10 protein-coding genes and 1 pseudogene are annotated in these 11,704 nt (G+C 61.0%); 2 read left to right on the top strand and 9 right to left on the bottom strand.

The genetic code is table 11. The annotated features are described in order from the left end of the window. Positions 1-39: 39 nt before the first annotated feature. The 4 genes and pseudogenes from G7066_RS02705 to G7066_RS15565 form a co-directional block, all read right to left on the bottom strand. Positions 40-771, bottom strand: a complete 732-nt coding sequence (locus G7066_RS02705) for an ABC transporter permease (RefSeq protein WP_205881509.1) — start codon at positions 769-771, stop codon at positions 40-42. Continuing rightward, positions 768-1,775, bottom strand: coding sequence for an ABC transporter permease (locus G7066_RS02700; RefSeq protein WP_166328842.1), 1,008 nt, complete (start codon positions 1,773-1,775; stop codon positions 768-770). Before G7066_RS02700 ends, G7066_RS02705 begins: the two co-directional genes overlap by 4 nt. Next, complete coding sequence (locus tag G7066_RS02695) at positions 1,772-2,758, bottom strand: ABC transporter ATP-binding protein (protein ID WP_166331872.1); 987 nt, start codon at positions 2,756-2,758, stop codon at positions 1,772-1,774. The genes G7066_RS02700 and G7066_RS02695 overlap by 4 nt, the downstream gene beginning before the upstream one ends. 229 nt (positions 2,759-2,987) lie before the next feature. After that, positions 2,988-4,276 (bottom strand): annotated as a pseudogene (locus tag G7066_RS15565) (amidase). Positions 4,277-4,520: 244 nt separating this feature from the next. Between G7066_RS15565 and G7066_RS02685 the strand changes: the two are divergent. Continuing rightward, positions 4,521-5,525: an Lrp/AsnC family transcriptional regulator gene (locus G7066_RS02685; RefSeq protein ID WP_166328840.1), complete on the top strand. Its 1,005-nt coding sequence runs from the start codon at positions 4,521-4,523 to the stop codon at positions 5,523-5,525. Here the strand turns inward: G7066_RS02685 and G7066_RS02680 are convergent, their stop codons facing one another. From G7066_RS02680 to G7066_RS02660, 5 genes are all read right to left on the bottom strand, one after another. Continuing rightward, positions 5,526-6,977, bottom strand: a complete 1,452-nt coding sequence (locus G7066_RS02680) for an amidase (protein WP_166328838.1) — start codon at positions 6,975-6,977, stop codon at positions 5,526-5,528. It abuts the gene before it with no gap. Between the two features lie 13 nt (positions 6,978-6,990). Beyond that, positions 6,991-7,812 (bottom strand): ABC transporter ATP-binding protein, encoded by an 822-nt coding sequence (locus G7066_RS02675; RefSeq protein ID WP_166328836.1) that lies wholly within the window; start codon positions 7,810-7,812, stop codon positions 6,991-6,993. 76 nt (positions 7,813-7,888) lie between these two features. Continuing rightward, on the bottom strand, positions 7,889-8,722 hold the full coding sequence (locus G7066_RS02670) for an ABC transporter permease (RefSeq protein ID WP_166328834.1): 834 nt from the start codon (positions 8,720-8,722) through the stop codon (positions 7,889-7,891). 1 nt (position 8,723) lies between these two features. Then, positions 8,724-9,515, bottom strand: coding sequence for an ABC transporter permease (locus tag G7066_RS02665; RefSeq protein WP_244303217.1), 792 nt, complete (start codon positions 9,513-9,515; stop codon positions 8,724-8,726). 33 nt (positions 9,516-9,548) lie between these two features. Next, positions 9,549-10,559 carry an ABC transporter substrate-binding protein gene (locus tag G7066_RS02660; protein WP_166328832.1) on the bottom strand — a complete coding sequence of 337 codons (1,011 nt, stop codon included), beginning with the start codon at positions 10,557-10,559 and terminating at the stop codon, positions 9,549-9,551. A 166-nt stretch (positions 10,560-10,725) separates the two neighbouring features. Here G7066_RS02660 and G7066_RS02655 point away from each other — a divergent pair, with 166 nt between their 5' ends. Next, positions 10,726-11,703, top strand: a complete 978-nt coding sequence (locus G7066_RS02655; protein ID WP_166328830.1) for an Lrp/AsnC ligand binding domain-containing protein — start codon at positions 10,726-10,728, stop codon at positions 11,701-11,703. Position 11,704: the final 1 nt, after the last annotated feature.

Genomic DNA, 11,704 nt, shown 5'->3' with positions numbered 1-11,704 from the left:
CTTGGGAGAGCACAAGAACGAGGATCGAGGCGAGCAGGATCATCGTCGAAAGTGCGTTGATTTCTGGGGTGAGGCCAACTCGCAGCGACCCCCAGATGTAGAGGGAAGGGTTGTTGAGCCCGGACCAGCGGTGAAGAACGACATGATGAAGTTGTCCATCGAAACGATGAAGCTGAGCATGCCTCCTGAGATGAGCGCGGGGACCAGCATGGGCAGGGTGATGCGCTTCAAAATCTGCCGCTCACCGGCACCGAGATCGGCAGCAGCCTCGAACTGACTCCAATCCGCGTCAGCAAGTCTCGCCCGGATTGGCAGCACCGCAAACGGCAGGCCAACAACAACGTGCCCCAGAATCATCGCGGGGACACCGAGCGGCACCCTAAAGAGCGCAAAGAGGCTGAGCAACGCAATTGCGAGCACAATCTCGGGCAGGATCAGCGGAGCCGCAATCAGCCCGCTCGCAAACGCCGAGTTGCGTCGTTTCATGCCGACAAGACCCACCGCACCAAACAGTGCAACGATCAGCACAATGACGGTTGACCAGCAGGCAATGACGAGGGAGTTGACGAACGCCTGCCTGATCGGGTCAGAGGCCAACACCTCACCAAACCAGTGAAAACTGAACCCGCTCCACACCATCGCGATGTTGTTCGCGTTAAACGCGTAGGCGATGATGACGAGCAGTGGCACGTACAAAAACAGCAGCAGGGCAACACCAACCCCGGCAAACCCGGGAAATGCGTTCAGCGCCTTGAGCGCGCGGGCTTTCATAGCAGTCTCGCTTTCTCGCCCTGCGCCGCCAGTCGTTTTGCCCCGAGGGCAAAAACAAGAAGTGCAAGAAGGGTCAGGATCAGCAGAGCGACCGAAATGGCGGCCCCGAACGGCCAGTTCATCGACTCTTTAAACTGGCGCTGAATGATGGTGCCGATCAAGTCGAGTTTTGCGCCACCGAGCAGCATCGGTTGGATGAAGGCACCGAGCGCCGGGATGAACACCAGGATGCTGCCCGCCAAGATTCCCGAACGCAGGCTCGGCAGAAGCACACGAGTGACCACTCGCCACCTGGTCGCGCCCAGGTCGTACGCTGCCTCGGCGAGACTGAAGTTGAACTTCGCCGCGCTCGTGTAGATCGGCAGAATCATAAACGGAACGAACACGTAGACGAGCCCCACAACCGTGGCGAACATACTGGGGTACAGCGGGAGTGCGTCGAAACCAAACGCTTTCACGCCCGCGTTGACGAGGCCGTTGTCGTTGAGCAGGATCATCCACGCGTAGGTGCGAATGAGTGTGTTCGTCCAGAATGGGATCGTGACGGCGAGCACAAGCAGGTTTCTGACCCGAGGCGTCCGGGTTGCGATCCAAACCGCCGTTGGAACCGCGATCACCATTGCCAGCAGTGTGGTGAGCGCGGCCATCCACACCGACCGCCACAGCACCAGCAGGTACTGCGGGTTAAAGCTGACGTTGCCGCTGAAGTCTTCTTCAAAGAGAAGCCGCTGCCAGCTGTCGAGGTTCACGGGGCCAGCAACGCCCACTCCGCCTGGAGCTTTACTCATGAACGAGTAGGCGATCACAAGCAGCACGGGAACACCGACAAACAGCACTCCGATAAGAATGGCGGGCAACGCGAGCCACGGGGTCGCCGTGCCGGGGCGGCGCCACCGGGTCTTGCGAAATTGCTCGGCAGCGACCACGTCTACTGGCACGGTTGCGTGGGCCACGATTTCACGGGGTACCGTTGCGCGCGGCGCGGGTGGGTGTGGAGCCGTCATGATCGCACCACCTGAGCTTTACCGGGGTCGGGGGTGAGCGAGAGTTCGCTCCCCACCGCGCTCGGTCCGTGGTAGCCGGCGTCAACTCGCGCCCAGACGGACTCGGTCGGGCCAATGCTCACGCAAAGACGCAGGTCGGTTCCGATGAACTGTGACGCGACGACCTCACCCGAGAGCTCGCCTCCCTCTGCCACCCGAAGGTGCTCTGGCCGAATGCCGATTGTGACGGGGGCTGACCCCGTGACCGGCTCCGAAAGCAGGCCATCGTGCAGGTGCGCACCGTCGGCCGTGCGCACACCACCCGGCTGCGCCGACACCGTCAAAAAGTTCATTTCGCCTATGAACTCGGCAACGAATCGATTCGCGGGTGAGCCGTAGAGCTCACGCGGTTCGCCCAGTTGGGCGATCCTGCCCCGATTGAACACGGCGATACGATCCCCCATACTCATCGCCTCTTCTTGGTCGTGGGTCACAAACACAAACGTGATCCCGGATTCGACCTGGATCCGCTTGAGTTCCGTTTGCATCTCTCGCCGCAGCTTGAGGTCAAGCGCCGAGAGTGGTTCGTCGAGGAGTAGGACGTCGGGGTTCTTTGCTAGTGCCCGTGCGAGCGCGACACGCTGCTGTTGCCCGCCTGAAAGCTGGCCGGGTTTGCGCGATCCAAAGTCAGTGAGGCCAACTAGCTCGAGCATCTCATCGACTCGGCTGGTCACCTCGGGAGAGCGGGGCTTTTTGCCCTCCATCTCGAGGCCAAAGGCAATGTTCTGCCGCACGGTGAGGTACGGAAACAGGGCGTAGGCCTGAAACACCGTGTTGACTCGCCGCCGATACGGCGGCATCTGGTCGATTCGCTGCTCGCCAAGCCAGATTTCGCCGTTAGTGGGTTGCTCAAGACCCGCGATGGATCGCAGAAGCGTGGTTTTCCCGCAGCCCGAAGGCCCGAGCAGCACAAAAAACTCTGCGGGGAGAATCTCGAGATCGATGCCGTCGAGAGCAGTGAACGTGGTTCCTTCGGGGTGACAAACTCCTTTGTGAGGTTGCGGATGGATAGCCTCGCTTCGTTGCGGGATTCCATGCTCATAGGGAGGGCTCCTTATCTATTGGTCGTTGCGGGGTCTGAGAACGTGACGGGGGTGGGCGTGGCCGACAGCACGGCGGGGCTTCGTTTCCACACCGGCCGCTCTCGCTCGAACTGCGCGGCGAGGGCGAGGATTAGCGCTTCACCGCGTGGCGGAGCGATGAGTTGCAGCCCGACTGGAAGTCCCTCGGGGTGAAACCACACGGCAGACTGATCGCGGTGAACCCGGTCAGTGAGATCCGCCAGCTTGCCCGCATCCACTCGAGGTAATCGTGCTGGGCAACCCCGTTAATCTCGCGCGGCCAGGTCTCCTTGTTCGAGAACGGCACCACCGCCGTTACGGGTGCGGCAAGCACGTCAATTCCTTCGAAGAGCGCGACCATCCGGTCGTACACGCGGGCTCGCTGTTCTCGCGCCGCAAGGTAGTCCTCCAGAGTCAAACGGAGGCCTGCTTCGGTGTTGGCAACAAGTTCTGGTCCGAGGTCACCACGGTTCGTCTCAAGCAGCGCACCAAAGTTGCGCGCGTAGTTGATGGCACGAAGTGTTCGGAAGGCAGTATCGGCCTCGTCTAGCTGCGGTTCCACGTCGTGCACCCTGTGGCCCAGTCCTCGCAGCGTCGGCAGGCCATCCGCATCGAGCACCTCCGTGACCGCCGTCTGAATGTCGAGGCCACCGAGCGTTCGACTCCACCCAATACGAAGCGAACCGAGGTCTACATCTCGTTGCGCTGTGAACGGCTCGGGGAACGCCAGCGGGGATCGTGCGTCTCCGCCAGACATAGCCGAAAGCAACCGCGCGGTGTCACCAACGGTGCGCGCCATTGGTCCGCAGGTGGCGATCGACTCCCAGTGGTCTGCCGCGGGCCAGTTCGGCACGCGCCCGACCGAGGGCCGCAACCCCACCACGTTGCAGAACGCTGCCGGGTTGCGCAGCGAACCTCCCATGTCGGACCCGTCTGCCACAGAGACAAGTCCGGCTGCAAGTGCAGCGGCAGCACCGCCGCTAGAGCCCCCGGCGCTTCTGCCCAAATCGTAGGGGTTCCGTGTCTCACCAAACACGCGGTTGTAGGTGTGGGATCCGGTGCCAAACTCGGGGTGTTGGTTTTGCCGTAGATCACGGCCCCGGCCCGGCGCAGCCGCTCAACCACGAGGGTGTCGCGGCTCGGCACGTGTTCTGCGTGCAGCAGGGATCCGTAGGTGGTGCGCATGTCCGCCGTGTCTTCGAGATCTTTCACCGCGATCGGCAGCCCCTCAAGCAGACGCTCAGGTTCGCCGGCATGTCTGCGTGCATCCGACGCAGCCGCGGCCACCTCGGCAGCCTGAAAGTCCGTTGTGACGAGCGCATTGATCTCACCGTTCACACGCTTGAAGAGAGAGAGGGTTTCGTGCAGCAGTTCGCGCGCTGAAATTTCTCCTCTTCGCATAGCTGCGAGCTGATCCTCTGCGCTCCACCGGCACAAGCCAGCGTCACTCTTGATGTCGATTTCGATCACTCATTCCTCCTCGAATGAGAAAAACAGAAAGCAGAAGCAATCCTGTTGGCCTTTTAAGAAGATATAGTCACCCTAAATGTCTATTTTGTCAACCCAAACCGTTACTGTTGGCCAGAAAGTTACACTTGGCCAGAGACGATGTCAGCATTTGACGGTCGCGGTGAAGGAGAAGTGAATGCCAGAGTTACTCGACCCAACCGACCGCGATATCTGTGCTGCACTGCTGCGCAACGGTCGCGCCTCTTGGCGGCTGATCGCGCAGGCAACCGGGCTACAGGAGCGCACGGTAGCCCGCCGCGCGACCCGTCTTTTTGAGCAAGGACTCGTGCGCGTCACGGCGCTCGCAAACCCGTTTTTAGCGGGCCGGGGCGACGCCTTCCTTGCCCGAATCACCTGCAGCCCCGAGCACCTATCTCAGATCGCCCAGTGGCTCGCCCATCGTCCGGAGTCACTCTGGGTCACCACGCTCATGACCAGCAGCGCGGTGGTCGGCGAATTCTTTCTTCACCAGGGCAATCGCACCAGCTTCATCGAACAGGATCTCAAAGACCTCCCAATCCAAGATTTCTCGTTTGCTCCTATTCACCACTACGGCAGGACTGTGCGAGGTTGGCAACCAGAGATTTTAGATGCGGAACAGCTCGCCCACATCGGAGAAGACGAGTCCTCCGCACTCACTGCCGCTTCGAACCACCCCGTTGAGCTCGACCCTGTTGACCAGCAGATCGTGTCACTGCTTGAGCAAGATGGGCGAATGAGTATCGAGGCAATATCCAGCAAACTGGGAACAGCAAAAGCAACCGTGCGCAAGCACATTTCGCTGCTGCAACAGTCTGATCGGGTGAGCATTCGAGCGGTACTCGATCCGGCGATTCTCGGGTATCCGTATGAAGTTTTTGTGTCGGTTCGTCCGCGCTTCGGCGGCTCCGCTGCCGTTACTACGCTTCTCGCTGCAGACAGGAGGAGCCGCTGGGTTGCCGAGACCTCGGTCGATGGCTCCGTCTACGCGTTACTGGCGTTTGCTGATCGTGATGACGTACCCTCAATGCTCAACACTCTCGCGATGCACCTTACAGACGAGGATCCGCGTGTGACGGTTGAACCCCTGCTGACCATGTACAAACGAAGCGACATTCTGCTGCCGCCCGCAGCACCCGGTGACGCTCAAGCCGAGTCGTAATTACATAGACACCACCTCCACCCCTTTGCTTAGGCTCGGTGTGAGACCGGGGCGCACTCGCGACCAGCGCGTACGCTGCTCGAACGCGTGCGCCGCACGCAACAGTAGGTGTTCCTTTCCATGGGCAGCCACAAACTGCATGCCGATCGGCAGACCCCCTGCCGAGAATCCAGCGGGCACCGAGAGCGCGGGCACGTCCATGGCAGACACAACGCAGACAGAACGCATCCAATCGAGGTAATCACCCATTACTTGGCCAGCGACCATACCTGGCCAGCGCTGTTCTGCTGGGAATGGCAGGGTCTGCACGGTTGGCGTGATCCACAAATCGTAGCGGTCAAAGTAATCGCGCACGTGCCCCTCGAGTCGTGTGCGTGCGCGCGCAAGCTCCCTCAAGTCAGCCGCGCTCTGACGCTGACCAAGCGCCACGTTCTCAAGCACCTCAGGCTTCACGAGAGCCGAATTCTCACGCACCAGTTCACCCCAGCTGGACTCAAAGTCGTTGGCCCGGGTTTGCCGAAAGACCATGTCCGCCTCGGTTATGTTTGGGGCGGCCACTTCTACAATTGCTCCGGCCTCGGCAAATACACCGAGGGCCTGCTCGCAGACTCGCACGATCTCGGGTTCGACGGGCAACCCAAGTCCCACATCGGGTGACCAGCCGATGCGGATGCCATCAATGCCTGTTCGGAGCCCAACGCGAAAGTCAAGGCCAGCCTCGTTTATCGAGAGGGGCACACGAGGATCCGGGCCCGACAACACGTTCATCATCAGTGCGAGATCCAGCACCTCCCGCGCCATCGGACCGGTACGCCCGAGCCACATCCAGGAGTTGTCGCTCGGCAGGGGAATCCGCCCGCGCGACGGGCGTAGCCCGAGAATGTTACAGAATGACGCCGGTGTGCGCAGCGACCCACCCATGTCTGAGCCATCACCCACGGCCTGCATCCCTGCAGCGATAGCCGCGGCGGCACCACCGCTCGAACCACCCGCACTGCGCGAAGGATCGTAGGGGTTCGAGGTCACTCCAAACACCTCGTTGAAAGTGTGCGCGCCCGCCGCGAACTCCGGCACATTGTTCTTTCCCGTCATGATCGCTCCGGCGGCACGTAGTCTCCCTACGATGAGTCCGTCTTGCTCTGGCACAACATGCCACAGCAGCGGCGATCCCCAGGTGTTGGGCATTCCCCGGGTCTCGTTCGTGTCTTTGTTCGTCATAGGTACCCCGTGCAAGGGTCCCAGGGGCTCTCCCGCCGCCTGCCGCGCGTCCGCGGTCTTCGCTTCACTCCAGGCAACCTCACGGTCTTCAAAAATGACCGCGTTCAGTGCCGGGTTGAACGCGTCGATGCGACTCCAGTGGGCCTGGAGTGCCTCGCGAGCCGAAAGCTCACCCGCGCGAATCAGGGCGGCCTGCTCCGTAGCTGAGATCCATCTCAGTGTTTCATCGTGCATGCTGTTCATCCCTTTAACTCGCTCGGGCAGCCGGAAAAGCAGCGGCCTGCGGTGGTGTTGTCACAGCACCATCGCGAATAAGCTCAAAGATCTCGGTGCGCAGTTCGGCGAACTCCTGCCGCGCCCGCGTTGTGATCTGGTCGCGCGGCGAGGGGAGCTCGATGTCAACACTGCGCGTCACGATCGCGGGTCGATGTCCCAGCACAACCACCCGGTCAGACAGGTACACAGCCTCGTCTATGTCGTGCGTCACGAGCAGAATGGTCATGCCGAACTCGTCCCGAATCTTCAGGCAGAGGTCTTCAAGCTCAAAACGAGTCTGCGCGTCAACCGAGGCAAAGGGCTCGTCCATGACCAGCACCTCGGGCCGATACGTGAGCGCGCGAGCGATCGCGACCCGCTGCTGCATGCCGCCCGAGAGCTGCCAGGGGTACCGCTCATGCGCCTGATCCAGCCCCACAGACAGCAGCGCCTCGCGCACCCGCTGATCCGCTTCGTTTTTGGGCAGCCGCAGGTGCTTCAGCGGAAGCCGCACGTTCTTTTCGACGGTGAGCCAGGGCATCAGGGATCGCGTGTACTCCTGAAACACCAGGGCCATCTCTTCGGGCGGACCGTCAATTGGTTTCCCGTCGATGCGGGCGGAACCCGAGGTGATGCTTTGCAGTCCCGTCAGGCACTTCAGCAGGGTTGTTTTCCCAATCCCGGAGGGCCCGACAATCGCGACAATTTCGCCCGCACTCACCGAGAACGTCAGGTCGGCAATAATCTGCACCTCCTTACCGCCGACTGAATAGGACTTGGCGAGGTGCTCAACGCTGAGCTGAGTGTGATTCATGATGTGTCCTTTGTGTGTAAACCAGGGCGGAAGCTGGCTCCCGCCGCAATCGAGCTCCGTGTCGGGTCGGTGACCGCTAATCCGCCGATGCTGCCCGCTGGGAGCCGAGATACCAGGCAAGCGCGCGTCGTCGCACGAGTGTGAAAACGAGATTGGCAAGGTACCCCAGAATGCCGAGCAGCAGGATCCCCGCCCACATGCCCGTCACGTCGAAGCTCTTTTGCGCGAGCATCGTCATCGCACCGATACCGCGCGCGGCTCCCAGCATCTCACTCGTGATCATGACGATGAAGGCGACCTGAAGGCTCACCAGTGCCCCCGAAAAAATCTGCGGCGAGCTAGCCGGAATATACACACTCCTCAGTGTTTCCCAGTTGCTTAGTCGATACACCCGCGCGGTTTCAAGCAGAAGCGGCTCGGTCGCCCGCACACCGTCAACCGTTGAAATGAGAATCGGAAAGAGCGAGGCGAGCGCAATTGCGAAGACACGCACCTCGTTGCCGAAGCCCATCGTTGCCACAAAAATCGGCAGCAGCGCCACCGCCGGTATCGAGCGCACGAGTTGCACGATGGGGTCGAGTATCCAGAACAGCGGTTTCACAAGCCCCAGCAGGATCCCCAATACGACACCAACGAGGCACGCAATCAAGTAGGCCACAACAAAGTTGCCGATGCTCGGCAGGATGTCGCTCGCGAAGTGGTCAAAGAGCCACAGACGCTGAAACTCAAGCAGAATCTCTCGCAGTGGTGGAAAGAAGGGGTCCGTCGAGTTCTCAGATCCGAACCACCAGGCCACAAGCAACAGAATCGGTACGCCTATTTCAAGGGCGAGTAGAAACGGCCTGCGGCTTTTTGCCTTCCGCGCCCTGTGAGCGGTGCGGATAACGGTTGTGGTGGTGATGGCACTCATGTCACTCCCCCTTTCGGTAGGAGCTGTGCCAGTGCAGCAGTCGGCGCTCGGTTCTTACGGCCGCCGCTTGCAGCAGCAGGCCCATCATGCCCAGCACCAGCACGTACGCAAAGATGTCTTCGGTGCGGCCTGCCAACTGGGCGATTGAGAGCGAACTTCCGATGCCGGGAGCACCACCCAGCATGCCCGCCACGACCGTAAGAATCAGGGTAATCGGGGCGGCCACGCGCATGGCCGTGCCAATGTAGGGTGAGGCGCCGGGCAAGACCACACTCCACAGCACCTCGGCTGGCCGCATGCCAAAAGAGCGTGCGGTATTGCGCATTACGGGGTCGACCGATTCGACCCCCGCTGCGGTCTGCGCCGCGATAGGCAGCGTCACCCCGAAGACAATCAGAAACACGCTCATTTCGGGGGTCGGTCCGAGTATCAGCATCACCAGCGGCAGAATCACAATGGCGGGGATCGGCCGCAAGAACTCGAGCACCACCCGTGTCGCGGCACGAACCGTCACCGAGGTGCCAACAAACACACCGAGCAGCACCCCAACAATCGCAGCGATACCCCAGCCGAGCAGTGCGATACCGAACGTTACTGCCACCTCGCCCCAGAAAGTAGTCTCAAGCGCCAGGGTCCCGAGAGCCAACACGACGGACGGCACCGACGGCAGTGCCGTCTCTGAGCCCACCGCGGCAGAGCCCCACTGCCACGCAACGAGCAGCAGTACAACACCAACGATCCCATAGAGCATGGGAGACGCAACCTTTTGCAGCGTCAGTTCACTTGCCTGCATGAGCGCCCTGCTCCTTTCAATCGTGAGGCGGGGTTAGTTCTTTGAGTACAGGATTGTCTTGACGTCAATTGGGTCGTCAAAGAAGCCAATATCGACGAGTTTCTGATCGACCGTTTGGTACTTCTTGGCGTCGATCGTCTCTGGCCAGAACGACTTCGGCATGTCTGCAACGGACAGCTTGAGACCGGCGCGGTCAATCGCGTGCTGCTGCACCTTTTCGAGGTTCTTATTTGCCCACTCAGACGACTTCGCGCTGGCGCGCTGGAACCGTGCCACGGCTTCAGTGTTCTCCTTTGCCCAGTTCGCAGAAGCGGCCCACGACGAGGTCGCTGTGCCGGGTGGGAAGAACTCAACACTCGGGTTCATGACGCGCGTGAGGCCCGCGTCGTCCGCTTCAATCGAGAAGGGGCTCACCAGAAACGCCGCATCGACCTGGTCGTTCTTGAGCGCTTCCAAGGCAGGAACAAACCCCAGGCTGAGCCATTCAACGCCGTCTGTGGCAACCCCCGCTTCTTGAAGCACCGAGGTGATTGTGCCGTCAGGTTGCCCCTTCAACTCGGGAGCCGCGATGGTCGCGCCGGCGAGCCCTTTAAGGTCCGTGATCCCGCTTGCCTTACTTGTGTAGACCCCCACCGAGGTGTAATCACGCTGCTTCTCTCGAGGTGCCTCAGCAGCCTCGGGGTTGATGCCGTCAGAGGGAGCCACAAGGGTAATCGGCAAGTTCTTACGGGTCATTTGAAGCGCCGAGATGGTCGGCACGAAGGCAAGATCGAGTTTGTTCGCCTGCAGCGCCGCGGTGGCCGAAGAGAGATCCGGCATCTCCACGACCTCAATGTCGAGCCCCTCGTCTTCAAAGAAGCCCTGTTCGATACCCGTGTAGAGAGGTTCGGCCGCGATCGACGCGTGCGCCTGCACGCGCAACTTAATGGCTTCGCCGCCTGACGTGCCATCTGTACCACCCGACGGTGTTCCAGCTGAGCAAGCGGCAAGCACGATGACACTTGTGGCTGCAATACCCACGAGTCCCAGTTTGCGAATCTTCATTGATAGCAACCTTTTCTTTTGACGGAGGGATGAGGATTCAAAAGCCGATTGCCTCGCGGTCGCGACCACAACCGGCACTGGTTGAATCAGCCATAACCTTACGTTGAAATGACCAATATAGAAACGAACCATTGCCTAGTTGGCGATTTCAGCAGATAATCTTGCCATGAACGTCACTCGCGCACTCACGCCAATCGATCGTGGAATCGTCGCCGCCCTGCAGGTAAATGGCCGCGCGGGCTGGCGACGGATCGCGACCGTGCTCGACGCCCCCGAACGGACGGTAGCCTCACGCGGAGCCGAGCTTCTGCGCAGCCGCCAGGTCAGAACCACGTACTTCACGGTGCTGCCTCAAGGAGGCGTCTTAGACAGCACGGTTGTTCACGCCCGCTGCGCTTCTGGCATGAATCGTCTCACGGCGACGGCCGCGGCAGAGCGCCCCACCTCCGTGTTCACCTACCTCACGACGGGTGACGCCGACTGCGTGTTTGAGTTGATGAACGAGCGGGCTCGATCTCTGTCAGTGATCCTTGACGAGATTCCAGGGCTACCGGGAGCGGTGGGTATCGAGACGTCAACCGTCCTCAAGCTATACAAGGGCACCCATCAGTGGCTCCCCGGCATCCTCAGCCCCGACCAGGTTGCCGCGCTCCGCGACAAGGAACAGGCTTGGGAGCCAACCGGTGCGGTTGAGCTCGCACCGCTGCGCCGTGAAGAACAGGAGATTGCACGAATTCTCGCTGCGGATGGCCGCGCAACGATCGAGGAGATCGCCCGCGCAACTGCGCTCTCCCCTGCGTCGGCCCGCCGCAGGCTCGCCCACCTGCAAGAGAGTGGTCGCATGTTCGACCGCGCGGTGGTTGAACCAGCAATTCTCGGCTTCCCAGTGGAAGCCATTCTGCGCATCCGCACGTTTCCAGGACGCACAGAGTCCGTGGCAAAACGCCTCACCAGGGTACCCGAGGTGCGCTACCTGGCGTTTACCACGGGTCGCCACCAGTTGTTCGTTGACATCGCTTGCACAGACCACGCCGCACTCGCCAATTTCTTGATGCGCGCTGACTGGACCGAGGACGCCGTGGAGGTCGACACCGCGATCGTGCTGCACGCTCTGAAACGCAGTGGGGTGCGGTTGGATAACTAGC

The sequence above is a fragment of the Leucobacter coleopterorum genome, from assembly GCF_011382985.1.
Lineage (GTDB): Bacteria > Actinomycetota > Actinomycetes > Actinomycetales > Microbacteriaceae > Leucobacter > Leucobacter coleopterorum.
The sequence above is the reverse complement of the archived record's forward strand: the minus strand, read 5'-3'. Positions and strand labels throughout refer to the sequence as shown.

Bases quoted from the DNA above. Each gene is read 5' to 3' on its own strand.
- G7066_RS02665 (WP_244303217.1), bottom strand. From the start codon at position 9,515: ATGCAGGCAAGTGAACTGACGCTGCAAAAGGTTGCGTCTCCCATGCTC.
- G7066_RS02670 (WP_166328834.1), bottom strand. From the start codon at position 8,722: ATGAGTGCCATCACCACCACAACCGTTATCCGCACCGCTCACAGGGCG.
- G7066_RS02705 (WP_205881509.1), bottom strand. From the start codon at position 771: ATGAAAGCCCGCGCGCTCAAGGCGCTGAACGCATTTCCCGGGTTTGCC.
- G7066_RS02700 (WP_166328842.1), bottom strand. From the start codon at position 1,775: ATGACGGCTCCACACCCACCCGCGCCGCGCGCAACGGTACCCCGTGAA.
- G7066_RS02680 (WP_166328838.1), bottom strand. From the start codon at position 6,977: ATGCACGATGAAACACTGAGATGGATCTCAGCTACGGAGCAGGCCGCC.
- G7066_RS02660 (WP_166328832.1), bottom strand. From the start codon at position 10,559: ATGAAGATTCGCAAACTGGGACTCGTGGGTATTGCAGCCACAAGTGTC.
- G7066_RS02685 (WP_166328840.1), top strand. From the start codon at position 4,521: ATGCCAGAGTTACTCGACCCAACCGACCGCGATATCTGTGCTGCACTG.
- G7066_RS02675 (WP_166328836.1), bottom strand. From the start codon at position 7,812: ATGAATCACACTCAGCTCAGCGTTGAGCACCTCGCCAAGTCCTATTCA.
- G7066_RS02655 (WP_166328830.1), top strand. From the start codon at position 10,726: ATGAACGTCACTCGCGCACTCACGCCAATCGATCGTGGAATCGTCGCC.